At 62.8% G+C, this 25799-nt stretch carries 22 protein-coding genes; 9 read left to right on the forward strand and 13 right to left on the reverse strand.

Going from position 1 to position 25799, the window contains the following annotated elements:
- Positions 1–8: 8 nt before the first annotated feature.
- Positions 9–905, reverse strand: a complete 897-nt coding sequence (locus QDT69_RS07960) for a DMT family transporter (RefSeq protein WP_279706045.1) — start codon at positions 903–905, stop codon at positions 9–11.
- 180 nt (positions 906–1085) lie between these two features.
- On the opposite strand from QDT69_RS07960, the gene QDT69_RS07965 reads away from it, so the two are divergent.
- Positions 1086–1490, forward strand: a complete 405-nt coding sequence (locus tag QDT69_RS07965) for a response regulator (protein ID WP_279706046.1) — start codon at positions 1086–1088, stop codon at positions 1488–1490.
- 19 nt (positions 1491–1509) lie between these two features.
- Entirely contained in the window at positions 1510–3747 is a 2238-nt protein-coding gene (locus tag QDT69_RS07970; protein WP_279706047.1) for a CHASE3 domain-containing protein, read from the forward strand.
- A gap of 165 nt (positions 3748–3912) precedes the next feature.
- Here QDT69_RS07970 and QDT69_RS07975 read toward each other — a convergent pair whose 3' ends face one another.
- On the reverse strand, positions 3913–4806 hold the full coding sequence (locus tag QDT69_RS07975) for a DMT family transporter (protein WP_279706048.1): 894 nt from the start codon (positions 4804–4806) through the stop codon (positions 3913–3915).
- Between the two features lie 822 nt (positions 4807–5628).
- On the opposite strand from QDT69_RS07975, the gene QDT69_RS07980 reads away from it, so the two are divergent.
- The 3 genes from QDT69_RS07980 to QDT69_RS07990 all read left to right on the forward strand — a co-directional run bounded on the left by QDT69_RS07980 (position 5629) and on the right by QDT69_RS07990 (position 12093).
- Entirely contained in the window at positions 5629–9408 is a 3780-nt protein-coding gene (locus QDT69_RS07980) for a vitamin B12-dependent ribonucleotide reductase (RefSeq protein WP_279706049.1), read from the forward strand.
- Between the two features lie 117 nt (positions 9409–9525).
- Positions 9526–10761, forward strand: a complete 1236-nt coding sequence (locus QDT69_RS07985) for a pentapeptide repeat-containing protein (protein ID WP_279706050.1) — start codon at positions 9526–9528, stop codon at positions 10759–10761.
- Positions 10762–10890: 129 nt separating this feature from the next.
- Positions 10891–12093 carry a hypothetical protein gene (locus QDT69_RS07990; RefSeq protein ID WP_279706051.1) on the forward strand — a complete coding sequence of 401 codons (1203 nt, stop codon included), beginning with the start codon at positions 10891–10893 and terminating at the stop codon, positions 12091–12093.
- A 132-nt stretch (positions 12094–12225) separates the two neighbouring features.
- Here the strand turns inward: QDT69_RS07990 and QDT69_RS07995 are convergent, their stop codons facing one another.
- The 4 genes from QDT69_RS07995 to QDT69_RS08010 all read right to left on the reverse strand — a co-directional run bounded on the left by QDT69_RS07995 (position 12226) and on the right by QDT69_RS08010 (position 16029).
- Positions 12226–12627, reverse strand: coding sequence for a lysozyme inhibitor LprI family protein (locus QDT69_RS07995; protein WP_279706195.1), 402 nt, complete (start codon positions 12625–12627; stop codon positions 12226–12228).
- 216 nt (positions 12628–12843) lie between these two features.
- Positions 12844–13689, reverse strand: coding sequence for a ParB/Srx family N-terminal domain-containing protein (locus QDT69_RS08000; RefSeq protein ID WP_279706052.1), 846 nt, complete (start codon positions 13687–13689; stop codon positions 12844–12846).
- Positions 13690–14218: 529 nt separating this feature from the next.
- On the reverse strand, positions 14219–14491 hold the full coding sequence (locus tag QDT69_RS08005; RefSeq protein WP_163159637.1) for a DUF2312 domain-containing protein: 273 nt from the start codon (positions 14489–14491) through the stop codon (positions 14219–14221).
- A gap of 413 nt (positions 14492–14904) precedes the next feature.
- On the reverse strand, positions 14905–16029 hold the full coding sequence (locus tag QDT69_RS08010; protein WP_279706196.1) for a metallophosphoesterase: 1125 nt from the start codon (positions 16027–16029) through the stop codon (positions 14905–14907).
- A 540-nt stretch (positions 16030–16569) separates the two neighbouring features.
- Between QDT69_RS08010 and QDT69_RS08015 the strand changes: the two genes are divergently transcribed.
- Both QDT69_RS08015 and QDT69_RS08020 read left to right on the forward strand, forming a co-directional pair.
- Positions 16570–17430, forward strand: a complete 861-nt coding sequence (locus QDT69_RS08015; protein ID WP_279706053.1) for a hypothetical protein — start codon at positions 16570–16572, stop codon at positions 17428–17430.
- Between the two features lie 403 nt (positions 17431–17833).
- Positions 17834–18823, forward strand: coding sequence for an LLM class flavin-dependent oxidoreductase (locus QDT69_RS08020; RefSeq protein ID WP_279706054.1), 990 nt, complete (start codon positions 17834–17836; stop codon positions 18821–18823).
- Between the two features lie 15 nt (positions 18824–18838).
- Here the strand turns inward: QDT69_RS08020 and QDT69_RS08025 are convergent, their stop codons facing one another.
- Complete coding sequence (locus tag QDT69_RS08025) at positions 18839–20017, reverse strand: trypsin-like peptidase domain-containing protein (RefSeq protein WP_279706055.1); 1179 nt, start codon at positions 20015–20017, stop codon at positions 18839–18841.
- A 247-nt stretch (positions 20018–20264) separates the two neighbouring features.
- On the opposite strand from QDT69_RS08025, the gene QDT69_RS08030 reads away from it, so the two are divergent.
- Positions 20265–20615 carry a zinc ribbon domain-containing protein YjdM gene (locus QDT69_RS08030; RefSeq protein WP_279706056.1) on the forward strand — a complete coding sequence of 117 codons (351 nt, stop codon included), beginning with the start codon at positions 20265–20267 and terminating at the stop codon, positions 20613–20615.
- Between the two features lie 31 nt (positions 20616–20646).
- Here QDT69_RS08030 and QDT69_RS08035 read toward each other — a convergent pair whose 3' ends face one another.
- The 6 genes from QDT69_RS08035 to QDT69_RS08060 form a co-directional block, all read right to left on the reverse strand.
- On the reverse strand, positions 20647–20943 hold the full coding sequence (locus QDT69_RS08035; protein WP_279706057.1) for a putative quinol monooxygenase: 297 nt from the start codon (positions 20941–20943) through the stop codon (positions 20647–20649).
- A 27-nt stretch (positions 20944–20970) separates the two neighbouring features.
- Complete coding sequence (locus QDT69_RS08040; protein WP_279706058.1) at positions 20971–22254, reverse strand: cystathionine gamma-synthase family protein; 1284 nt, start codon at positions 22252–22254, stop codon at positions 20971–20973.
- Between the two features lie 186 nt (positions 22255–22440).
- Complete coding sequence (locus QDT69_RS08045) at positions 22441–22701, reverse strand: PepSY domain-containing protein (RefSeq protein ID WP_074126713.1); 261 nt, start codon at positions 22699–22701, stop codon at positions 22441–22443.
- 130 nt (positions 22702–22831) lie between these two features.
- Positions 22832–23560, reverse strand: a complete 729-nt coding sequence (locus QDT69_RS08050) for an ROK family protein (RefSeq protein ID WP_279706059.1) — start codon at positions 23558–23560, stop codon at positions 22832–22834.
- 565 nt (positions 23561–24125) lie between these two features.
- On the reverse strand, positions 24126–24788 hold the full coding sequence (locus tag QDT69_RS08055) for an FMN-binding negative transcriptional regulator (RefSeq protein ID WP_279706060.1): 663 nt from the start codon (positions 24786–24788) through the stop codon (positions 24126–24128).
- A gap of 85 nt (positions 24789–24873) precedes the next feature.
- Positions 24874–25119 carry a hypothetical protein gene (locus tag QDT69_RS08060; protein WP_279706061.1) on the reverse strand — a complete coding sequence of 82 codons (246 nt, stop codon included), beginning with the start codon at positions 25117–25119 and terminating at the stop codon, positions 24874–24876.
- A 506-nt stretch (positions 25120–25625) separates the two neighbouring features.
- Here QDT69_RS08060 and QDT69_RS08065 point away from each other — a divergent pair.
- Positions 25626–25799: a hypothetical protein gene (locus tag QDT69_RS08065; RefSeq protein ID WP_016840760.1), complete on the forward strand. Its 174-nt coding sequence runs from the start codon at positions 25626–25628 to the stop codon at positions 25797–25799.

Below are 25799 nucleotides of genomic sequence, written 5' to 3' on the forward strand. Positions count from 1 at the left end.
GCCCTTTTTCATGTCCGCAACGCCACCGCGACGGCTGCGAACGTCACAACCAGCGCCGCGATGTCGCTCGCGCTGAGCGGCTCGCGCAGCATGGCCGCTGCCGCCAGCACGCCGACCACGGGCACCAGCAGCGTGCCGATCGACGCGGTCGCCGCCGGCAGCCGCTCGAGCGCCGCGAACCAGCAGACATAGCAGAGACAGAACTGGATCAGCGTCATGTAGATCATCGACGCCCAGCCGAACTGCGACAGCGCGGCGAGCTGCGGCTGCTCGATCAGGACGCCGGCAATCGCGATCGGCACGCAACCGATCGCAAGCTGCCAGGCCGCGAGCGACAGCGGCGGCATTGCGAGCTTGTAGAACTTGGTCAGCACCGTGCCGAGCCCGACGCAGAGCGCGCCTGCAAGCGCGAACAGAATGCCCGGCAACTTGCCGAGGCTGGCGTCGATCCCGCCGCCGCCGATCAGCGCCGCGATCCCGGCGAGCGCAACCGCAAGTGCGAGCGCACGCGGCAGCGACACGCGCTCGCCAAGCACCCGCCAGGCCACCAGCGCGACCCACACCGGGATCGATATGCCGAGCACGGCCGCCTCGCTGGCGCGCAGCCAGATCAGCGCCAGGCCCATCGAGGCGACCCAGCCGCCGATCGACAGCGTTGATACCAGGGCCAGCCGCAACCACATGCCATCAGGGACGCGCAGCGTCTGCCCTCGCGCCAGCGCAACCAGAGCGAGCCCAAGCGCGCCGACCACGCCGCAGAGCCCACGCGACGACAATGGCGGCCACTCCGTGAGGAGGAATTTCATGATCGGGAAATTGAGGCCCCAGCCGATCGAGGCGACGACCAGGAATCCGAGGCCGAGCGGTGATAGCGGGGCGCGGCCGGCGACGGGAACTGCGGTCATGGACCTGTCGTAATGTGGGCGGACAAATACAAGTGATGGTATCAGGGCTAGCTCGAAATCTGCTTGTCAGCAAACAGCATATGCATTCTATGATACAGACTTTCCATCCAGGTTCCGCCTTAATTGACGGACGGGCCAAGCGAGTCGTCGGCACGCGAGGCCGCAGCAAGAGGATGCATCGTGCCGAGCGTTCTCGTGGTCGATGACGACCCGATGGTGTGCGTTGCCATCGAGGTGTGTTTGCAGCGCCAAGGCTTCGACGTCACCGTCGCGGACGGCGGCGAAGCGGGTATGCGCGCGCTCGACCAGGCCATGTTCGACGTCATGCTGGTCGACGTCTTCATGCCGCATATGCGGGGTTTCGAGGCGATCCGCATCTTCCACGAGCGCGCCCCCGAGATTCCGGTCATCGCGATGTCCGGCTATGCCTTCGCCAATGCCGACCGCGCGCCGGACTTCCTGCGGATGACGATCGAGCTCGGGGCGTCCGCCTGCCTGCGCAAGCCGTTTACCCCGCAGGCGCTGGTTGCCGCCGTTAACGAATGTCTTGCGAAGTCTGCTCCTTCCGCTCGTCTTTCGAAATAATTGCTCGTACTAATCGTCGATGGCTTCCCAGCGTCTCATCCTCGGCAGTGGCCTTGCGATCCTCCTCGTCATCAGCGCGGCGTCGATCGGGCTGGACGTCAAGTCGCGCAGCGAGATTGATTCGGTCGATCGCACGCTCCGAATCCTGAAATGCATTTCAGATGCGCGTCCGCTGCCGCGGGGCGTCGAGAGCGCGGCGCGCGGCTTCGCACTGACCGGCGATACATCCTTCGCCGACGAGTTCCGCGAGCAGAGCGCCGCCCTCACCGCCGCCTTCGACGAGCTGACCAACGCGGTGAAGTCGGCGCCGGAGGAAGCGCGGCTGATCGCGGGCACCAGGGGACAGGTCGATCGCGCCATCGCGCTCGGCGCCGAGCTGATCAGGTTGCGCACGGCGGGCGACACGGCCGGCGCCGCGGCGCTGACCTCAGCCGACGAGAGCCGCTCGCTGATGGAAAAGGTCGGGACTGCGCTCGACCGCCTGGTCACCGAGGAGCGCCGCCTGCTCGGGATCCGCACCGACCAGTCCAAGACCAATGGGCGGCTGCTGCTGGCCATCGACCTCGCGGGCGTCGCGATGATCCTGCTGCTCGCGGTCGCGCTGACGGTGACGGCCCGGCGCGCCAGCCGCGAACTGCAGGGCGCGCTCAGCGCGACCAAGGCAACCAATCTGTCGCTCGAGGGCAAGGTGGCCGAGCGCACCAAGGACCTCGGCGCCGCGCTCGAAGGGCTGCGCCGTTCAACCTCGGTGATGGAAACCACCTTCCGCAGCATGGCGGAAGCGGTGCTGGTGATCGACACCGAAGGCATCGTGCTGCTGTCGAACCCGGCCGCCGAGAAGATGCTGCGCTACAAGCCGGGCATGACGGTCCGGCAGCTCCGCGCCATGAGCAACGTGTTCCAGTCCGACGGCGTCACACCGATGCAGGCCGACGACATGCCCTCGGCCAGAGCGTTGCGCGGCGAGGAATTCGACGGGCTGGAATTCATCGCCAAGCCGATCCGGGGCGCCCCCGTGATGCACCTCGTGGTGTCGGGCCGGCCGCTGCGTGACGGCGGCGACGCCATCACCGGCGCGGCGCTGATCTATCACGACATCACTGCCTCGCGCGAAACCGAGCACAAGCTGCAGCAGGCGCAGAAGCTCGACGCCATCGGCAAGCTGACCGGCGGCGTCGCGCACGACTTCAACAACATGCTGACGGTCATCACCGGCACCACCGAGACGCTGGTCGACAGCCTGCGCAGCCAGCCGAAGCTTGCGCAGACCGCCGAATTGATCGACCGCGCCGCCGAACGCTGCCGCGAGTTGATCCAGCATCTGCTCGCCTTCGCCCGCCGCCAGCCGCTGGAGCCGCGCACCGTCGACATCAACGGCACCGTGGTCGACATCGCCAAGCTGCTGCGGCCGACGCTCGGCGAGCAGATCGAGATCAATTCGGTGCTCGCGCCCGACGTCGCGAGCGTCCATATCGATCCGTCGCAGCTTGCCAACTCGCTGCTCAACATGGCGATCAACGCCCGCGACGCGATGCCGAACGGCGGCAAGCTGCTGTTCGAGACCAGCAACGTCGTGCTCGACGATGCCTATGCTGCTGTTAATCCCGACATCACGCCGGGCCGCTACGTGCTGCTCGCGGTCAGCGACACCGGCACCGGCATGTCGCACGCGGTGCAGGACAAGGTGTTCGAGCCGTTCTTCACCACCAAGGAGGTCGGCAAGGGCTCCGGTCTCGGCATGAGCATGGTCTACGGCTTCGTCAAGCAGTCCGGCGGCCATATCAAGATCTACAGCGAGGAAGGCCACGGCACCACGATCAAGCTCTATCTGCCCCCTGCCCGCGGCCAGGTCGAGGTCGAAGCGCCCGCACCGGAGCCGCCGCGGCGCGGCAGCGAAGTCATCCTGGTGGTGGAAGACGACCAGCTGGTGCGCAACTACGTCGTCACGCAGCTCGGCAGCCTCGGCTACAAGACCATCGCCGTGCCCGACGCCCGCGCCGCGCTGGCGCTGGTCGACAAGGGCGAGAAGTTCGACCTCTTGTTCACCGACGTCATCATGCCCGGCGGCATGAACGGTCGCCAGCTCGCCGACGAAGTCGCAAAGCGGCGGCCCGGCATCAAGGTGCTCTACACCTCGGGCTACACCGAGAACGCGATCGTGCATCACGGCCGCCTCGACGAAGGCGTGCTGATGCTCGCAAAGCCCTACCGCAAGGCCCAGCTCGCCAGCATGCTGCAGCAGGCGCTCGGCGAGTGATGTGAGCGCTCGGTAGCGCGGTTGGCGTCTTGCGCAGACGGCCGCGCTGCGCTCTCCCCGTCATTGCGAGCGAAGCGAAGCAATCCATTTCGCCGCTTGTGGAGGCAGTGGATTGCCGCAGCGCTGCGCGCCTCGCAATGACGCGGTGAAGTCTGCAGGAGCAGCCTACCTTGTCGCCAGCGCGACGCCGGCGAGCGTGAACAGCAGCGCGACGATCTGGGTGGGCCCGAGCGGCTCGTGCAGCGCGACCGCGGAGGCGATCACGCCGATCACCGGCACCGCCATGGTGCCGATCGCCGCGACCGACGCCGGCAGCCGCGCCAGCGCGGCGAACCACGCGACATAGGCGACGCAGAACTGGATCAGCGTCGAATAGACCAGGAGCCACCAGCCGACGGTGGTGATGCGGTCGATATGCGTGGTCTCGATCAGGAAGCCGACGATCGCGATCGGCACGCAGCCGAGACCGATCTGCCAGGCCGCGGCCGGGATCGGCGGCATCACCAGCGGATATTTCTTCGCCAGCACCGTGCCGAGCGCAAAGCCGAACGCGCCGCCGAGCGCCATGATGATTCCCGGCAGCTTCTCCTCGCTCGCGGAAATCCCGTTGCCGCCCATGATCGCGGCAAGCCCCGCGAACGCCATCACCAGCGCGATGGTCCGCAGCAGCGTCGGCCGCTCGCCGAGCACCGGCCAGGCCAGCAGCGAGGCCCACACCGGCATTGTGTAGGCGATCAGCGCGGTCTCGCTCGCCGGCAGCCAGAGCAGCGCGAGCCCCATCAGCACCATCCAGCCGGTGACGTTGAGCGCCGCATACAGCACAAGGCGCGGCCACAGCCTCGCCTCGACATGCAGGCTCTGCGAACGGATCAGCGCCAGCGCGGCGAGCAGCACGGCCCCGATCACCCCGGTGGAGCCGCGCAGGGTCAGCGGCGGCAGCTCGCTGAGCAGGAATTTTGTGGACGGCCAGTTGAATCCCCAGCCCACCGAGGTGATGGCGAGGAACATCAGGCCGGCGGGCGCAAGGCGCGGCCGCGCGTGAGGCTTCTTATCTGTCATGGAACCCGGCAAGGGGACGAAATGGGTATGAAAAGGATGTGAGTCGGCCGCACCTTGCCCGCGATTTTGTCGCCCGACCATCACGCCTCTGACATGCCTGATCCGTAGTTTGCCCGTAGGCCTACGTGAGTCCCCAAAATTCAATCCGGGACGGCGAATAAAAACTTCGCCTGTGAACAGCGGGGCGAAACTCCAATCCACAGGTGGAGCGAATTTTTTTGGCTTGGGAATCCCTGAGGACTCACCGATAGTTGGCTCGATCACAGGCGCGGCATCGACCCCTGTTATCCCCCTCCTTCCACCATATTTAGTGTTTGATTCAGAAACTCGTACTAGTCCTTGACGGGCGCAACGGACATGGCCTAGCTTCCAACCTGTTCGGCGCGAGTGTGTTTGGGTCCCCGCCGGTCGCTCCCACAAGGGTTCCAAAATGACCACTCCGCCAGGCCTTCGGGCCGCGGGTGAAGGGCTTGTCTGCCCTGATTTTGGGCTGCTGTCGGGACGACAAACGGGCCGAGAAGGACCCGGAAACAGAGGCCGTAACCGGCCCGCGAGAAGCGTACGCGTGATGTGTCGCGTGAAGCGTTTTGGGGCGTTGAATGCATGACCGGAGGACCCGATCCAGTCGGATGCCATCGGGAACGTGCCGCCGCAGGGCCGGGCCAAACCGGCGCCGAGCGGACGAGAGAACAGGCCGGATCCACCGGCTGAGCTGCGGATGAAGGGAGGCGTGCACGCGTGTCCCGAAGTCCGCGAACAGATAACATTCCGGCAACCTGCGGGAAACGTGGGACCGGGCAGAAGAAGTGACGGGGCTCGACCATGCGAATCGAACGACGCAACACCACCAGCGGACAATCCCCCTACGCCGGGATCAATTTCCGCCTGACCACCTCAGAGATCCGCAATCCGGACGGCTCGGTCGTGTTCCGTGCCGAGAACGTCGAGGTTCCGGAGTTCTGGTCGCAGGTCGCCTCCGACGTGCTGGCGCAGAAGTATTTCCGCAAAGCCGGCGTTGCCGCGCGCCTGAAGAAGGTCGAGGAAGAGACCGTGCCGTCGTGGCTGTGGCGTTCGGTGCCGGACACCGAAGCCTTGGCGTCGCTGCCCGAGAACGAGCGCATTGTCGGTGAGACCAGCGCCAAGCAGGTGTTCGATCGCCTCGCCGGCTGCTGGACCTATTGGGGCTGGAAGGGCGGCTACTTCTCCACGGAAGAAGATGCCCTCGCCTTCTTCGACGAGCTGCGCTTTCAGCTCGCCAAGCAGATGGTCGCGCCGAACTCGCCGCAGTGGTTCAACACCGGCCTGCACTGGGCCTATGGCGTCGATGGTCCCGGCCAGGGCCACTATTACGTCGACTGGAAGACCGGCAAACTGACCAAGTCGAAGTCGGCCTATGAGCACCCGCAGCCGCATGCCTGCTTCATCCAGGGCGTCGGCGACGACCTCGTCAACGAGGGCGGCATCATGGATCTCTGGGTGCGCGAGGCGCGCCTGTTCAAATATGGCTCCGGCACCGGCTCCAACTTCTCGAGCCTGCGCGGCGAAGGCGAAAAGCTCTCCGGCGGCGGCCGCTCGTCCGGCCTGATGAGCTTCCTCAAGATCGGCGACCGCGCCGCCGGCGCGATCAAGTCGGGCGGCACCACGCGCCGCGCCGCCAAGATGGTCGTGGTCGATGCCGACCATCCCGACATCGAGACCTATATCGACTGGAAGGTGAAGGAGGAGCAGAAGGTCGCCGCGCTCGTCACCGGCTCCAAGATCAACCAGAAGCACCTCAAGGCCGTGATGAAGGCCTGCGTCAACTGCGAAGGCTCTGGCGACGACTGCTTCGATCCCGAGAAGAACCCGGCGCTCCGCCGCGAGATCAAGCTCGCGCGCCGTGCGCTGGTGCCGGACAACTACATCAAGCGCGTCATCCAGTTCGCCAAGCAGGGCTACAAGGAGATCTCGTTCGACACCTACGACACCGACTGGGACTCGGAAGCGTATCTGACCGTCTCCGGCCAGAACTCCAACAACTCGGTGTCGCTGAAGGACGACTTCCTCCGCGCAGTGGAAACCGACGGCGACTGGAATCTGGTCGGCCGCACCACCAGGAAGGTGACCAAGACTCTCAAGGCCCGCGACCTCTGGGAGAAGATCGGCTACGCCGCCTGGGCGTCCGCCGATCCCGGCCTGCACTTCAACACCACGATGAACGACTGGCACACCTGCAAGGCGTCCGGCGACATCCGCGCGTCCAATCCGTGCTCGGAATACATGTTCCTGGACGACACGGCGTGCAACCTCGCCTCGGCCAATTTGCTGACGTTCTACAGCACCACCACCAAGCGCTTCGACATCGAGTCCTACGAGCATCTCTGCCGGCTCTGGACCATCGTGCTCGAAATCTCGGTGATGATGGCCCAGTTCCCGTCGAAGGCGATCGCCGAGCTGTCCTACGAGTTCCGCACCCTCGGCCTCGGCTTCGCCAATATCGGCGGCCTGCTGATGACCATGGGCTTGCCTTATGACTCGAAGGAAGGCCGTGCGCTGTGCGGCGCACTGACCGCCGTCATGACCGGCATCTCCTACAAGACCTCGGCGGAGATGGCGGCTGAACTGGGCACCTTCCCCGGCTACAAGAAGAACGCCGCGCACATGCTGCGCGTGATCCGCAACCACCGCCGCGCCGCCCACGGCAACGCCACCGGCTACGAAGCGCTCTCGGTCAACCCGGTGCCGCTCGATCACGCCTCCTGCCCGCAGGCCGATATCGTCGCGCACGCCAAGCTGGCATGGGACGACGCGCTGGCGCTCGGTGAAGTGAATGGCTATCGCAACGCCCAGACCACCGTCGTGGCGCCGACCGGCACCATCGGCCTCGTGATGGATTGCGACACCACCGGCATCGAGCCCGACTTCGCGCTGGTGAAGTTCAAGAAGCTCGCCGGCGGCGGCTACTTCAAGATCATCAACCAGGCGGTGCCGTCGGCGCTGCGCGCGCTCGGCTATCGCGAGAGCGAGATCGCCGAGATCGAGGCCTACGCCGTCGGCCACGGCTCGCTGTCGAATGCGCCCGGGATCAACGCCTCCACCCTCAAGGCAAAGGGCTTCACCGACGAAGCCATCGCCAAGGTGGAAAAGGCGCTGCCGACCGCATTCGACATCAAGTTCGCCTTCAACAAGTGGACTTTCGGCGAGGACTTCATCCGCGACCAGCTCGGCATCGGCGCGGAAGCGATCGCGGCCCCCGGCTTCGATCTGCTCCAGGCCGTCGGCTTCACCAAGCGTGAGATCGAAGCCGCCAACGTGCATATCTGCGGCGCGATGACGGTGGAAGGTGCGCCGCATTTGAAGGCCGAGCACTATCCCGTGTTCGACTGCGCCAACCCCTGCGGCAAGATCGGCAAGCGCTATCTCTCGGTCGAGAGCCACATAAGGATGATGGCGGCCTCGCAGCCGTTCATCTCGGGCGCGATCTCCAAGACCATCAACATGCCGAACGACGCCACGGTGGAGGACTGCAAGTCCGCCTACCTGCTGTCGTGGAAGCTGGCGCTGAAGGCCAACGCGCTGTACCGCGACGGCTCAAAGCTGTCGCAGCCGCTCAACTCGCAGCTCATCAGTGACGATGAGGACGAGGACGATGCGGTGGAGGCGCTCTACGAAAAGCCGATGGCCGCGCGGGCCACCCAGGTCTCGGAGAAGATCGTCGAGAAGCTGGTCGAGCGCATCGTCGTGATGCGCGAGCGCGAGAAGATGCCGGACCGCCGCAAGGGCTACACCCAGAAGGCGGTTGTCGGCGGCCACAAGGTCTATCTCCGTACCGGCGAATATGACGACGGAAGGCTCGGCGAGATCTTCATCGACATGCACAAGGAAGGCGCGGCGCTGCGCTCCTTCATCAACAATTTTGCGATCGCAGTATCCCTGGGTCTGCAATACGGCGTGCCGCTCGAAGAGTATGTCGACGCCTTCACCTTCACCCGCTTCGAGCCCGCGGGTCCGGTGCAGGGCAACGACTCGATCAAGTACGCGACCTCGATCCTCGACTATGTCTTCCGCGAGCTCGCGGTGAGCTACATGTCGCGCTTCGACCTCGCCCATGTCGATCCGAACGAAAGCGGCTTCGACGCGCTCGGCAAGGGCGTCGAGGAAGGCAAGGAGCCGGATGAGGCGCCCGCCCAGCACCAGGCCACAAAATACCTGTCGAAGGGCCTGACCCGGTCGCGCACCGACAACCTCGTCGTCATGCGCGGCGGCTCGACCGCGGTCAGCGGCAACGCCGACAACGCCCCCGCCGGCGGCAGCCGCGTCACCGCGCTGTCGTCCCACGGCGCAACCGCCCGCGGCGCCTCCGACACCGTCGAAGGCGCGGTCGCCCTGAAGCAGGAAGTCAGCCACGACCTCTCGCCCACCGAGAAGCTCGAGGCCCTGCAACAGTGGAGCAAGCCCGGCACCGCCGCAGCCGTCGCCCCGTCGAAGGCGGAGCGTCGCGCCGAAGCCAAGGCCAAGGGCTATGAAGGCGAGATGTGCTCGGAGTGTGGCAACTTCACGCTGGTGCGGAACGGGACTTGTATGAAGTGCGACACTTGCGGAAGCACGACGGGGTGTTCGTGAGGTCGAGCGACAGTCTGCGATTAACTCCACCGAGCAAGAAGGGCGGCCAAAATGGCCGCCCTTCATCGTACGAGTATGCGGAGAGCCCAAATCAGCGCAGACGGAGCGCGCAAGACGATGCCCGCATCCAACGACGACAAGGCCAAAGATAGCTTCAGCGCGTTCTACTTAGACCGGAGCGCATTCCTCGCGCTGCCGGCATTCTTTCGCGCATCAGGCACCGTTTCCGCAATCATTGCGGTCATGCTATTCATTGTGTGCGCCCCTCTCTGTTTTGTACTGCTGTTCCGGCTCGGCTTCGATGCCGTCATGCTGCCGAACACAAGCTATCAAGACTCGGCCAGAAATTTCCTCGTTGCTTTCATTGGAGTATTTGGAGCGCCATTCCTAGTCTGGAGAACGTGGGTTGCTCATCAACAAGCCACCGCCGCAGCTAAACAAGCAAGCGTCGCGCTAGAAAATCATATCACGAGCATATTCTCAAAATCAGTTGAGCTTCTGGGCGGCGTACGGGAGATCAAAACGACGGGATCTGATGGAGCCACGATTTCGCGTTCGGCTCCGAATATTGAATCCCGTCTAGGAGGCCTCTATTCATTGGAGAGGTTGTTAGATGAGAGTGAAAAAGACCAAAGGGCAATCCTAGAGACGTTATGCGCTTACATTCGCGAGAACTCGCCTTTTGAGCCATCTACAAGCGAGGAGGAACACAAGGCTTACCTTCGAGGAGACCAAACTCCCAAGCCTACCCATCGAAGCGATGTTCAAGCTGCACTAACGATTATAGGTCGAAGGTCGTTGCGGATCAGGGAAAGAGCAACGCTTGAGGGATGGCGTTTGAACTTCCGAAATTCCAATCTGGTTGGATACGACCTTTCTAGCCTAAACTTCGATCGATCTGATCTGACTGGCTCGTTCCTCAACTTCGCCAACCTCAACTATGCAAGCTTCGAGGACTCGGTGTTTGAGACCTCAACCCTTCAAAGAGCGAAATTGACGAAAACATGCTTCCGGTCGTCACGCTTCAAGCACTGTCTCATCAAAGGAGCCGAGATTGACGACACCGATTTTCGCGAGACAAAGATCGATGCGACCGACCTTCGCGAAGCGACCATATCAAGTTTCGATATTTCGGGCGCAGACCTTAGGGAAGCTTTCGACACCTATTTGGAATACACAATCAACCGTCTAAAGTCGGAGGGCGCGACCAGCCCATTTGACGGGCAAGAAGTATCGAGAGTTGTGCAGCTATTCTCTAGAGCCAAATACGACGAACGGACCCAAGTATCGCAAGGAGTAAGTGATGCCATTGCGATCTGGCAAGCGTCCCGGCAGGAAGCGCCGCCCGGGTAAGCGAAGTGACGTCCGGGACCGGCACACAGGTCGCAAGATCGATTCCGCATATCGCTTCACTCATGCGGCTACTTGCTGCTAGCTCGCAAGCAAAAGGCCGCATTTAATCACCTGATTTGGCAACTATCTATGTTTGAACTGCCACCATTTCGGAAGTGCCCAAAATGCAAGAACGAGGCGCTCGGCACACTTTCCGTCGGCGGCACCATGGCGACGAAACGCTGCAAAAATTGCGGGCACTCCCACGGCGAGGTCCTACCGGACGTCGATAAGCGCGTCGTATATCTCGATCAGTTCGTCATCAGCGAACTCTATAAGACAAAGACAAAAACACGGCGCCCGGGTGCACCAAGCGAACAATTCTGGCTGGACTGTTACTCACTGGCCAATCGCGCCTATCTGAGGCAGCAAGTCATATTTCCGACCTCTAACCTTCATTCGGACGAGACGATCGTCTGGCACTCGCCGTCCGAGTTGAGGTTGGCCCACGAGATGTTCAGCGGAGACATCTCATTTGAGGACACCCACTCAGTCGCTATCTCGCAAGAGTGGGAATTTGCAGAGGCATACCTCAAAGACTTGGAAGTACCCAGCCTGACCTTCGACGTGGACGACATTCTTTCCGGCGACAGGAATGTCTGGCTGCCCATCTACCACATCAACGTAAACTCCGATCTATCGATATTCGCGCCGGGTTTGAGGGAGAGCAAAGCGACGGCCGCGAATAGTCTGAAACAACTGGCCGACGCATGGGCGAAGAAGCGATCGACGTTCGATCAGATTCTGAAGCACGAACTATCGAGCTACGGCTCCGCGATGCGGCACGCGCTCGAACATGAGGTTACGAGAACTGCGGCAGCGCTCGCATCGAATGATCCGTCAAGCCTACTTGAAATTAGCTTTGGATTGCAAAATAGGTATCGGCAACTAGCCGGCTTGTTCATGGAACGAGCAGTCCCTGGCAAGACCGCGGCAACGTTTCTTGACTGGGTAGGCAATGAACAGCAGCCAGCACATCGGATATTTGCCTATCTGATAGCAGCTCTCGGCTGGCGAGTATCAAGTGGACAAAGCCCCGCTCTGACCGCGGGCATACTCAACGACTTCATCGCGATAGCGACGTACGCGCCGTACGTAGACGCCATGTTCGTAGACCGACAATGCGCCTCGTTGTTGAAGCAAGGTCGGCTTCGCTCCGACCTGAACTATAAGGCGCGAATATTCTCAATGAGCAACAAGCAAGAATTCCTAGACTACCTCGAAGAGTTGGCAGACATTGCCTCCCCAGAAGTGCGGAGCTGTGCACACGAACTCTACGGCGTAGAGCTGTAGAACGCAGGCTACTGTCGACGGCAAACGCCAACCGCAACAATTTCGGCGGGTTACGCTTCCGCCTTCGCTCAATGAGCTACGGCGCACAAGTCGCTGACCCGCCCTCCTCGCCGACAATCAAGACGGTACCGTCTACCGCGAGGCGTGGGCACGCTTTTCGAGAAGCAGCGTGCGGTCGGCGATGTCCTTCAATTCGAACGCCTGGGAGTCGAGGAACGCGACGGACCCGTTGTCGGGGTCTGCGGCGAGGCGATGGGTTTCGCTGAGATGACGCTTCAGCCAGGCCCGCTGCTCGGTCAGCAATTGCGCGTGCGCCTCGCCCTTCGAGCTGGCGAGAAGGGCTTGGTAGGCGGTGTTGAGCCGCGTGTCCCACTTGCCGATTTCGGTCTTGCCGCAATCGAGCATCTTCGTTGACACCCCTTCTGCCTTGTCCATGCACGCATCATACTCGGCGCTTTGCTGCGCGCGGACCGGTAAAGTCCCGAGCGCGAGCATAGCAGCAGCAATGACAAGCCTTCGCGAATGCATCACCACGTCCAAATCACTCCGCCTTGCGTCTTTCGACAACCATCGCCGCACGAAAACGTCCGAAATAAGATCAAGGAGTTGATGCACTGACCATCTGGCGGAGGGCTGCCTAGCAAGCGTAGCCGAATGAGCGAAGAGACATCCAGGAGCCGGCGCGCAACTCGCAAGATCAATCCCGCACATCGCTTCGCTGATACGGGCTACTTGCTTCGATTGCGATGGTCACGCCGCCTTTGTTACAGAGCTGCCGAGCCGACGTAACAAGAACTTCCTGATTTTGTCTGCCATCATCTTCTTGGCTGTGGCTGGAAAGATCTGGTCTCGACCAGCTGCGATTTCGCCCCATGCATCGGCGAACTTGAACTTATCCATTGCTCGTAGGAGCGCTTCCCCGGCATCCCTCCATTGCGGGGCCTCATGAAGAACTTCACATAGGGGTTCAATAAACGTCCCTCGTACAAAGCCGGGGTTTCCATCGGCCGTTTCGGTAATGCACTGTAGGGCCGTGATGAGGGTGTTTCGTCCGTACTTGTTGAAGCAGCGAATGAGTGAAGTTACCGAATACGTCTGACCTCTTTGGATTGCAGCCCGAACTAGGTTCTTGCGAAGAATCTCGACGCCCGCCGCAGCGCAGACTTCCGCAAGCGCAAGAGCTTCCTCGTCTTTTGCAGCGAGTTTGGCGTGATAAAGCTGCTGAGCAGTTGTTTTGGTAACATTGCCGTTCACCGCTGCGTATGCAGCGGCCTGCTGAGCACGATCAGCCTGAACTATCTGACATGGAACCTGTTCCTGACCTCGCAGCATGGCGGCCGTGGTTCGATGCTGACCATCGACAATGGCAAAGAAACCTCCCTCAACCGGCGCAACGATCACGGGAGCGAACTTCGACCAGTCAAAATTTTCTGCAATTTGAGTGACGTTAGCAGCTCCCCTTCGACCAATTTCTCTTTGGTACGTTACGTCAACAACTAGCTTTTCGATACTAACCCAGTTGAGAATTGGAGCGGGTCCAGGGGAGAACTCCGAGCTAGGAGAAGCAAATCGTCGTGTGCTCAATGCAACAAACATAGCGTCCTCCATCGGTTGCGTTAGGGACTCTTCACGCTGTATTCCACCTCTCCTTTCCCTCCACGAACAATCGTCAATTTCGTTTCTGCACCTTAAAGAGCCGTGGATTCCTGAATCGCACGTCATAAATCGGAAACGGAGCCTACCGTGGCAGCCGATTCTTAGCGATGCCGCGACACAAGAAATCTCACCTAAAGCGAAGATATCGGCGCCGATGGCGCTGGCTCTAACGAGCGTAGAGCGGACTAGCACTACTGCGTCCGGGGTGCTCTCTCCCCGCCTTTGCGAGGAGCGACAGCGACGAAGCAATCCATCTATCCGCGTTTGCGGCCCAATGGATTGCTTCGCTTCGCTCGCAATGACGGCTGGCAGCGTCCCATAAGAGGGAAAGAGCGACTGTGACACAGTAGAATTGGCCGTGAGTGTAATCCGCCCTTTCGCCGGCAACAGTCGCGGCGGGTTACGCTTTCGCCTTCGCTCGATAAGCTACGACAAAGTCGCTAACCCACCCTACTTGCCTCCGCGGACCTCACGCCGCCTTCGCGGTCTTGTCGTCTGCCGGCGCCGTCTCCATCGCGCGCATGTAGAGATCGAGCAGGCTCTCACGCTCGTCGCGCTCGTCCTGGTCCTGCTTGCGCAGCTTGATGATCTCCTTGAGGATCTTCACGTCGAAGCCGTCGCCCTTCGCTTCCGAGAAGACCTCCTTCTTCTGCTCGCTCAGTTCCTGGATCTCAGTGTCCAGGTTCTCGATCCGCTCGACAAACGAACGAATCTTTCCGCCGGGAATGGTGATGTCGGACATGGTGCCTCCTGCTGAATGAGGTCGTGAAAATGAGAGCAAAGAGATGACCAATGTGTTAACCGTGCGATGTCGCGGCGCCTTGTTCATAGCTTGAACCATGCATTGCTTCGTTCGCAACGAGACGAGGAGCTCGGACAAATCATGTCGCGAGAATGCAGATGTATGACTCAAGCCGCGCCACACATTCGCTGTCGTCCCTGCGAAAGCAGGGACCCATAACCACGAATGGTCATTGTTGAGCGATGTTGGAACGACGAGTCCCTTCAACAACATCCGCTGCGGCGTATGGGTCCCTGCTTTCGCAGGGACGACGCGTGGAGAGAGTCTTGCTCCCATCCACACCCGGTCATCGCCCGGCTCGCGGGTGATGACACCGACCTCGCGATGGCATCATCGCGTGCGCAACAAATCACTCAGGCACTATCCGCCACCCGCAACGTGATCCGCGTCAATTCGGACGGGCGGCCGAGCCGCAAGGCGAAACCCGGCCATAGCGCGGTGCCGTTGTTGACGTAGAGCGTCATGCCGTCGACGTCGTAGCGGCCCGAGACGAAGCCGGCATTGGCGCGCGCGGCCAGGCGGTCGATCCCGAGGATCAATCCGCCATGGGTGTGCCCGGAGAGTTGCATTGCGACGCCGAGCCGAGCCGCCTTTCGTGCATCGCTCGGCTGGTGGTCGAGCAGGATGATCGGCGCGCCCTTGGGGGCGCCGTCGAGAACCGCGGCAAGGTCGCGGATCGAATGCCCCCGGTGGCGCGACGCGCGATCGGTGATCCCCGCGATCACCAGGCGGCCGCCGCCGCGCTCGAGCACGATGTGCCTGTTCTCGAGCGAGCGCAGGCCCAACGCTTCGTAGTGCGCCATCCAGCCGTCATAACCGAAGATATATTCGTGATTGCCCGAGATCACGTAGACGCCGTCGGCGGCCATCAGATCGCGCAGCGGTGCGATGTCGCTCCGCCGGGCATCAATGGTGCCGTCGATCAGGTCGCCCGTGATCGCGATCAGGTCGGCGCCGAGCTTGTTCGATCGCGCGACGACCTCGCGCGCCCATGGCGCCGGAAACAGCCGGCTGATGTGAAGATCGGTCAGTTGCAGGATGGTGTAGCCGTCGAACTCTCGCGGCAGTCCGCGGATCGCGACTTCGATGTCGTTGAGCGGCGGAATGCGCATCGCCTGATGGACGCCGATCGCGGCGGCGATGGCCGCGACGCCAGCAATTGCGTAGCGGACGCCGTCAGGCGCGCCCACGAAGCCGCCATGGATCATCGCGGCGACGACCAGCCCGGCATCGAGCGCCAGCTGCAGCAGCGCCAGCAGCATGATCGCGCCGAACGCCCAGTTGAACAGCGCAACCACCGGACGCGGAAACTCCGGCGAGAATTCCGATCCCGACGACAGCCTGTTCCAGCGGTGAAACTGCAAGGCGACCAGCACCAGCAGCGCTGCGACGATCTTTGCCGGGAGCGGCCAGTCGAGCGGCCAGATGAAACGGGCCAGGATCAAGAGGCTGGTCAGGCCGAAGATGAGTTGGGGAATTGGTCTCGCTCCGGATCGGATCGGTGGGTTGCGCGGTCGGCGCCCGGCAAAGGTAGGGTGGATCGGCCGCAGGCGTAAGCCGCCTTCATCAGCACATTTTCGGCAAGTCACGCATCGCTGAGACGCCCCGCGCACCCTGAGCCGCCACGTGAGCCAATAATACGCGATGAGATTGGATTGAATCGGCTTGGCGCGCTCTCGGTTCACCTCTCCCCGCTGGGGAGAGGTCGGATTGCGCCTGGCGATGCGAAGCATCGTCCAGTGCAATCCGGGTGAGGGCTCTTGCTCTCTCGATAGACCGTAATCCCTCACCCGATTTGCTGCGCAAATCGACCTCTCCCAAGGGAGAGGTGAACCTTCGATGCCGTTCCAGCTCAACCTGACCTCGTCATGCTCCAAGCTCGCAAGCCGCGCTGAAGCTTTGATGGAGATCTTCCAGGCACCTCCCCCGCATCCCCCGGTCCCCAGCAAATAGAACTTGAACATCGCTCAAACCTCTGATCTATTATTGAACATTGTTCATTTTCATTGGAGCCGACGATGCAGACCACCTTCCGGATGAACGGTTTGACCGGGTCCGAGCGGCCCGTGAAACCGTGGATGAAAGTCACCCCGGCGATCATCACGATCGGCATCATCGCGGCATTCGCGGTGCACGGACGCATCGCGCAGCCGCCCCACTACAATGATTTCGCCGACCACTCGGCCCTGTTCGGCATCCCTCACGCAGGCGACGTGCTTTCCAACATCGGCTTCGCGCTGGTCGCGATCTGGGGCTGGCTGGCGCTCTGGCCCCACCGCAACGGCGATCAACTCCGCGCCGGATGGCCGGGCTATCGCCTGTTCCTGATCGGCCTGTTCCTGACCGCGTTCGGCTCCGGCTACTTTCACCTCGACCCCGGCAACGGCCGGCTGACCTGGGACATGCTGCCGATCGCGCTCGCCGGCGCGGGCCTGCTCGTCGGCGTCCGCGGTGACACGCATGCGGGATCGCGAGCGAACATCGAAGCGATCGCGCTCGCGCTGTTCGCCGCAGCCGGCGTCGCGTGGTGGGTGTATACCGACAGGCATGGCGCGGGCGACCTGCGGCCGTATCTGCTGCTGCAGGTGCTCCCGCTCGTCCTGATCCCGCTCTGGCAGGCGATAGATCGCGCGCCGCGCACTGAGCGCATCGCCTTCGCCGCTGCGATGGGGCTGTACGTTCTAGCCAAGCTCGCGGAGGTGCTCGACCATCAGATCGCGAACACGTTTGGCTTCGTCAGCGGACACACCTTGAAGCATTTGATCGCGACGGCCGCCACCGCCGCGATCGTCTGGGGCGTGACGCGACGCTTCTCCGGCGGCAGCCGGCGAACGGCAACGGTCGTGCACAATTTCGGAATAATGGAAAAATACCGCTGATTTGCCCGACGCGTCAAGTCGCTTTTCCGAGTGCCGGCGGCGACCGCTCCTTTGCATGGGGTTGTTTTCGATATTTTGGGACGCGCAGCTTTGCTGGAGTCCAGAGCCAATTCCGTCATCCTGAGGTGCGAGCAGAGCGAGCCTCGAAGGATGCACGGCCACCAGCCGGGCCGTCGACCCTTCGAGACGCGCTTCGCGCTCCTCCAGCGCAAAGGCAAAGCCTTTGCGCGGGGGTGACGGTGATAGAGCTGTCCGGCAGAGCTACGCTTCTGGTCGGCGGATTGACTGGCATGTCGACCGTATCCATATGCAACTGCATGAACCGGCTGCCCGCGCCGTTTCGCCCCCACCTGGACACAGCCAAATACCTCCGGCTCCCCGTCCCTAACGCTCCGGAGCTCTCGTGGCCGCCCTCTCCATTCTCGATCTCGTCCGCGTCACCGAAGAGACCGATGCGCGCGGCGCGCTTTACAATGCGCGCGATGTCGCTCGCCATGCCGAGGCGCTCGGCTATCGCCGCATCTGGGTGGCGGAGCACCACAACATGGCGGGGATCGCGAGCGCCGCGACCTCCGTCGTGATCGGGCACATCGCGGCAGGGACCAACACCATCCGGGTCGGCGCCGGCGGCATCATGCTGCCGAACCACGCGCCGTATGTCATCGCCGAGCAATTCGGCACGCTGGCGCGGCTGTTTCCGGATCGGATCGACCTCGGGCTCGGCCGCGCGCCGGGCACCGATCAGCTGACGCTGCGCGCGCTGCGCCGCACGCCTGAATCAGCCGAGAACTTTCCGCAGGACGTGCTCGAGGTGCAGGCCTTCCTTGCCGCCGCCGGTCCCAACCAGCGCATCCAGGCGGTGCCGGCCGCGGGCACCGACGTGCCGCTGTGGATTCTCGGCTCGAGCAATTTTGGCGCGATGCTGGCCGGCGAACTCGGCCTGCCCTACGCGTTCGCTTCGCACTTCGCCCCCGAGCTGCTGAACCAGGCGCTGCAGATCTATCGCGCGCGCTTCAAGCCGTCGGAGCAGCTCGACCGACCCTACACCATGGTCGGCGTCAACATCATCGCCGCCGACACGGATGCAGAAGCGCGGCGGCTTGCCACCACGCAGCAGATGTCGTTCACCAACATCTTCCGCGGCGCGCGCGGCCTCAGCCAGCCGCCGATCGACGACATCGAAACCTATTGGTCGCCACAGGAGAAAGTCCAGGCGATGCGGATGCTGGAGCGCTCCATCGTCGGCTCGCCCGAGACGGTGCGCGCCGGCATCGATGCGTTGGTCGCCGAGACCGGCGCCGACGAATTGATGATCGTGTCCGACGTCTACGATCACCAGAAGCGGCTGCGCTCGTTCGAGCTGATCGCCAAAGCCGGCGGGATCACGCCGTAAATGTAGCCCGTAATGTCACTTGGGTAGCCCCGCAGGCGCCTGCGACTGCGCGAGCTTGCCCACCGTCACGTTCAACGAATTCGGCGCATTGTCGCGAACCATGGCGAGCTTGACCGAACTGCCAGGCGCCGCCGCATAGACCTTCTTGGTCAATTCGTTCGCGCTCTTGATCGGTTCGTCATTGACCGAGGTGATGACGTCGCCGCGTTTCAATCCGGCCTTCGCCGCCGGGCCGCCGTTCTGGACGCCGACCACGACGGCACCGTGGAGATTGTTCGCGCCCAAACTCTCGGCAACGTCGGGGGTGACCGATTGAACCTGGGCCCCCATCCATCCGCGCGTCACCGCGCCCTTATCCTTCAGCTGCGGGATCACCGTCTTCACGGTATCGGCGGGTATCGCAAAGGCGACGCCGACCGAGCCGCCCGAGGGCGAGAAGATCATGCTGTTCACACCGATCACATCGCCATGCGTGTTGAAGCTCGGCCCGCCGGAATCGCCGCGGTTGATCGGCGCGTCGATCTGAACGAAATCCTCCGACGAACCGGTCTCCAGGTCGCGCGCACGCGCCGAGACGATCCCCGCATTGAAGGTGTTTCCGAGCCCGAACGAATTGCCCGCAGCAAGCACCCAATCGCCGACGCGCAGCGGTTGATCGGCGAATTTGACATAGGTGAAGTCGGTCCGCCCATCGACCTTGAGCAGCGCCAGATCGCTGACGGAGTCCTTGCCGAGGACTTTCGCCTTGTAGACCTTGTTGTCGCTGGTGCGGACATCGGCCGTGTCGCTGCCCGCCAGCCGGTGATTGTTGGTCACCGCATAGCCGTCGGCTGAGATGAAGAAACCAGATCCGATCGAGGTCATCTCGGTCGGCTTCGGCATGTTGCCCCCGCCGCGCCGGCCGGGCCCCGGAACAACCTGCCCCGGCATATCCTGATCGGATCCGTCCGGTCCAAGGGAGGGCCCGGGAGAATCATCGTCGTCTGCCGCAGCCACCGTCGCGCTCACGCCGATCACGGCTGGCCCGACCTTCTCCGCGAGGTCGGCGAAGCCGCCAGGACCGGCATCGCCATGATCCGCACCCGAATGCACCGGCTGTGCGTGGGCGAGACTTGTGATCGCCAGCAGTGCCGACGAGAAGGCGGCGGTGGTGACCGACATGCGAAGCCTGAGAGCCGAGTTTCCGTGCATCATCTTCCGCATCCATGTTTTTGGATCAGCCGCCTGCGGGTCGCTCCCCGCAGGCGTGGGGCCGCAATGCCGAGCGACGAATGGCAACAGATAGCCGGGCCGACCGTTCCAGCGGCATCTGTGCTCGACAGCAAACTCGCCAGCCCTGCATTCGATCTGCCGTTTTTCGCGACGAATCCCTGGGTTTTCCCTTGCGTTCCCCGTCTACGACCCTACGGTGCGCCGGTCACGACGGAGACGATGTCGAGCAATGGACGCCGCAATGAACTGCCCGAAATGCAATTCCGAGCATGCCTATCGGGACGGCGCGCTCTGGGTTTGCCCGGAATGCGCCCATGAATGGAGCGCGGAGGCGGCTGCAACTGCCGCGGCCTCGCAGGATGCGGGCGTACGCGATGCGCATGGCAACCCGCTGACCGACGGCGACAGTGTCATCGTCATCAAGGACCTCAAGGTCAAGGGCTCGTCGTCGGTCGTCAAGGGCGGCACCAAGGTCAGGAACATCCGCCTCACCGAAGGCAGCGATGGACACAACATCGCCTGCAAGATCGACGGCATCGGCGCCATGAATCTGAAGTCCGAGTTCGTCAAGAAGGCCTAGCACGCGCCGAGCGCACCAGCCGACCGCCCGCCTACTTGCTCGCGATCTCGTTCGCCGAGACCAGGATCACATCGCGGTCGAGGATCGGCTTCGCCACCTCAAAGAACCGCGCCACGGCCGGCGAATTGTTGTGCCGGTCCATGGCGGCCTGATCGGCGTATCGCTCATAGGTCGCGAACACGCAAGCGTCGGCGGCATCCTGCGAGACGTGATAGCCGACGGTGGACGGCTCGTCGGCCCGGACATGCGCGACGACGTCGAGCAACGCCTGCCGCATCGTGGCCTCGTGGCCCTTCTTGGCGCGGATGACCGCGGTGATCGTCAACATGCCGCTTCTCCCACCCTACGCATTCACTCACACCCTGCTCAACGCCTGGGCGATGTCGGCCACGAGATCGGACGGATGCTCGATCCCGATCGACAGCCGGATCGTCGTATCGAGCACGCCGATCTTCTTCCTGATGTCCGCGGGCACGCCGGAATGCGTCATCGTCGCCGGCAGGCTCGCAAGCGACTCGGTGCCGCCCAGGCTCACCGCGAGCTTGAATATCTGCAGGCTGTTGAGGAATCCTTCCGCGGCCTCTTGCCCACCGACGATATCGAACGAGAAGGTCGAGCCGGCGCCGCTGCTCTGGCTCGCGAACACGCGCCCTGCCGGCGAGGCCGCATCGTGATGGCCGAGATAATGCACCGTCGCTACCTTGGGATGGTCACGCAGATAGTCGGCGACGATCCGCGCATTGCGGTCGGCCTTTTCCATGCGCAGGCTGAGCGTTTCCAGCGAACGGCTGATCATCCAGCAGGAATGCGGATCGAGCTGGGTGCCGATCGCGCCGCGCAGTGCCTTGACGTCCTTTATCAGCTTCTTCGAGCCGAGCGCCGCGCCCGCGATCAGGTCGGAATGGCCGCCGACATATTTGGTCAGCGAGTACAGCGACAGATCGGCGCCGTGCTCGATCGGGCGCTGAAACACCGGCCCGAGCAGCGTGTTGTCGCAGGCGATGATCGGAGTAAAGCCCTGCGCCTTGCCGATCGTGTCGGCGACGCGCCTGGTCAGCGCGATATCGACCAGGCCGTTGGTCGGATTGGCCGGTGTCTCGATGAAGATCATCGCGACGCGGCCCTTCTTCATCGCCTCGTCGGCGGCGCCGCGCACGATGCTTTCGTCGAGGCCATCGGCAAAGCCCACGGCGCCAATCGAGAACGCCGCCAGCGTTTTGGTGAACAGCGTCTCGGTGCCGCCATAGAGCGGCTGCGAATGCAGGATCACGTCGCCGGGCCGCGCGAAGGCGAGCACGGTGGTCGAGATCGCCGACATCCCCGACGAGAACAGCGCGCAGCTCTCGGTGCGCTCATAGATCGCAAGCCGGTCCTCGACGATCTCGCTGTTCGGATGATTGAAACGCGAATAGACCAGCCCCGCCCCCATGCCTTCCGGAGGCTCGCGGCGGCCCGCGACGAAATCGAAGAAGTCCTTGCCGTCCTCGGCGGTCCGGAACACGAAGGTCGACGTCAGGAATACCGGAGGCTTGACGGCGCCCTCCGACAGTTGCGGATCGTAGCCGTAGTTCAGCATCTGGGTTTCCGGATGCAGCAGATGGTTGCCGATATGGGTTTTGGACGGAAACGGTTTTGTCATGGCCGGTCTCCTGTTCGCGAGATCGCCGCGCCGGCGGCGATTCCCGAAAATGATGCGACCGAGCATACCCCAGCTTTGTGCCATTCGGCCAAAGCACGGCATCGCGCAGCTCTGGATAACGAACGGCCGGCGTGCGCCCTGCGCCGCCGGCCGTCCGGAAATCTCAGGCCGCTGCAAAGACGCGGGCTACCAGCCGCGATCCACGTTGCGCACCTCGCCGGTTCGCGCGTCGACATCGACCTGCATCCAGCGGCCGAGCCGGTCGCGGCCCTCGACCTCCCACTCGTCGCCGAGGAACTGGGTGTTGGACACGGTCACGATGCCGATACTGGTCGCGACGTCGAGGGCAGCCTCCATCGAGATCTGGCTGCCGGAATCATAGGCCATCGCCGGCGTCGCAGCGCCGATCGCCAACGCCGCAATGGCGGGAATAATGAAGCTTCGCATCAGTCACTCCTCTTGGAACGGGATATCATGCCGCATAAAACGAGCGGCAGACCCGATCAGTTCCAGGAACAGCAACGACGGAACAGCACGAAACTTCGGCAGTCGCGGCAATTTGGTGGCAGTTCCAGTTTCATCGACGCGTGCTCGCCTTGCGCGATTTCTTCCACATCCGGAAACCGCCCTCGAATGCGTTGGCGTTATCGCCGAACCTCACCTTGGGCGGCGGGTTGTCGACCTTGTCGGCATTGCCGCCGCCGAGCACGATGTAGTCAGGCTCCAATGCAGCCGACAGCCGCGCGATGACGTCGTCGACGCTCTTGCGCCACTTCTTCCGGCCGCGACGCTCGAGGCCGGCGGCGCCGACATAGTCCTCGAATGTCGCGTCCTTGCGGTAGGGCAAATGACCGAGCTCCATCGGCTCATACACGTCCTCCACGATCATCGCGGACCCGAGCCCGGTGCCGAGGCCGAGAAACAGCATCCGCCCGCCCTGATAGCTGCCGATCGCCTGCATCAGCGCATCGTTGACGACCTTCACCGGCCGCTCGAACGCGCTGTGAAAATCAAAGCCGGCCCAGCCGCGGCCGAGATTGTGCGGCTCCGTCAGCGGACGGTTGTGAACCACAGGTCCGGGATAGCCGATCGAGATCACGTCATAGGACCAGTCCTTGGTCAGCGCCTTGACCTGCCGGACCATCTCGATGGCGGACAGAGTTGGACCCGACTCGAATTCGCGCTTGATGCGCTCTTTGTCGGTCATGACCTTCACATGCCTGCCGCCAATGTCGATCGCCAGCACCGTCCGCCGCGACGCGGGCCGCTTTGCTGTCTTGCTCGCCTTCTTTGTCTTGCCGGCCATCGATCCGCTCTCTCATGCGCGCTCCGAGTGGAGCAGAGAAACGTCCTGCGCGCTACAGCCGCGTTCTTTGTCTGACTCCAATTTGTTCGCGAAGAACGAATCGGAATCAGGAAAATCGGCGCGGCTCAAGCGTTAACAATGTGCGTGCACGGAGGGCATCCGAGCGATCGATGTTGTGCCATGGTGGGAATATTACGCTCACTGCGCAATGTCGCCGCGCCGTTCAGGCCATTCGGCATGGGCCGGCTTCCCGGATCGAGCGCAAGGCAGCACCATCGCCGCGTTCTCCGTTCGACTCCATTTCGTTCGCAGAGAACGAATCGGAATCGAATAATCGGCGCGAAGCGATTCTTAACAACACGTTCACACGACTCGAACGAGGCACCTGCACGTTGTTTTTTTTGATCCGCGCGCCGTGCTCCGCGCATCGCGATCCGTTCCTCATTCGACTCCATTCTGTTCGCAAAGAACGAATCGGAATCGGACAAATCGACGCGAATCGATTCTTAACAACACGTTTGCGATTCCGGCGCCGAGGAACGCCGCGGCGAACTAGCCGCAAGCGTCATCCGCCATTGTCGGCAAGATGCGACTTCGCATACGCAAGCTCCGGCCGCAGCGCGCGCATCTTCTCCGCGAGCCTGTGGCTTGCCGTCTCCTCCGCGTGCGCGAGGCGGTTGACGAGCGCGACATAGTCGGCATCGCTCTTGTGCTGGTTGAGTTTCGATTGCCCTTCGATCTCGTCGACGACGAGATCGATCACCCTGATCGACGCCAGCATCTGTTCGCGCTTGCCGGGCTCCATCTGCGTGAGGTCCCAGGGCTGCTTCGGCAGCCGCGCCTCGGAGACCGCGAGCAGCGCGTCACCATGGTCTCGGTTCTCGCCGTGATGGCGCAGATGCGCGACGCCGGACAGATGCACCGCCTCGTAGAGCCAGGTCGAGACGTTGTCGCGCGAGACGTACCAATCGTTCGAGATGTAGGCGTCGTCACCCGAGACGATCAGCAGGAAGCGCCTCGTGCCATCGGCGAGCTCGACCAGCGGATTCTTCGCGGTGAGATGGAGCTGCACGATCACACGATCGTCGCGCCGCACGATCACGAAGGGGACATGGGACGCCCGCGGCCCACGCGCATCGGCGGCGACGATGGCACCGAAACCGCGCGCCGCCGCAAAGGCCAGTGCGTGGTCGTCCTCGATGCGAAACTGAGGGCGGAGGATGTGCATGGCGGCGGCGCTCGCGGCTGGAGGGAGACGTCCCAGCAAGGCTAGCGCAAGTTTTGCCGGAGATCACCGCCATGCACCGTCCGGCTCAGCAGATCATGGCGTTGTCGCCATGGTCGCAGACGCCGCCGGGCTGATCGCGCGGCAGCGTTTCGAACTCGCCGAAGCGCGGCGCCGCCATGCGCGGCGGCCCACCGCCCCAGCGGCCGGCGGCCGCGGCATGTGCCTTTGCGAATGCGGATGGGCCGGCCGCATGGACCTCGCGCGCCATAGCCGATGCAGTCAGCATGACGAGCGCAACCAGCCCCGCCTTGACGCACTTGATCGTGGTCATCGAGCTTCTCCTGTTTGGATTCAACAGGATCGGACCATCTCGCCGGCCTGTTGAAGCATTTTCGCTGCAACCATGACGGGCGGCACCATCGAATTATTCCGCCGCGACCCAGCCAAATTTCGCGTCCTACCGCTCCGTCCGACACATTCGGTTGATCGGAGCGTGAATGTCCGGTGCCTGCGGGATGGGTGGGGCGCAGCAATAGCCATCCGCATGTGCGGGTGATGACACTGCCTGTTTGACATCTTGAAGCGGGAACTATCCACCGCCGTCGTCCTGGCGAAAGCCAGGACCCATTACCCCGAATGCCGATTGTTGCGCGACGCTGGGGCCACAGCGCGTTTCAACAATGTAGCCATGTGGTTATGGGTCCCTGCTTTCGCAGGGACGACGGTGCGGAGGGAGGCTCACTTCGATCTCAGCAGCGGCGTTCGGCCCGTTGAACTGGCGGCACACCGCGGGTTACGCTGTCACCAGTCTCCCGCCCTCCCGCTGGAAGGATCACCATGAACGGCAATCGGTATTACGGCGTCCGCGTCGAGGGTGCGAAATACGGCGTGGGGTTCGGCTCGGCGCTGGCGATTGCGATCTCCTACACCAAGAACCATTCGATCCTGTGGGCGATCATCCACGGTATCCTGGGCTGGCTCTACGTGATCTACGCCGCTCTGTTCGGGTAA

This window comes from Bradyrhizobium sp. CER78, from assembly GCF_029846235.1.
Taxonomy (GTDB): Bacteria; Pseudomonadota; Alphaproteobacteria; order Rhizobiales; family Xanthobacteraceae; genus Bradyrhizobium.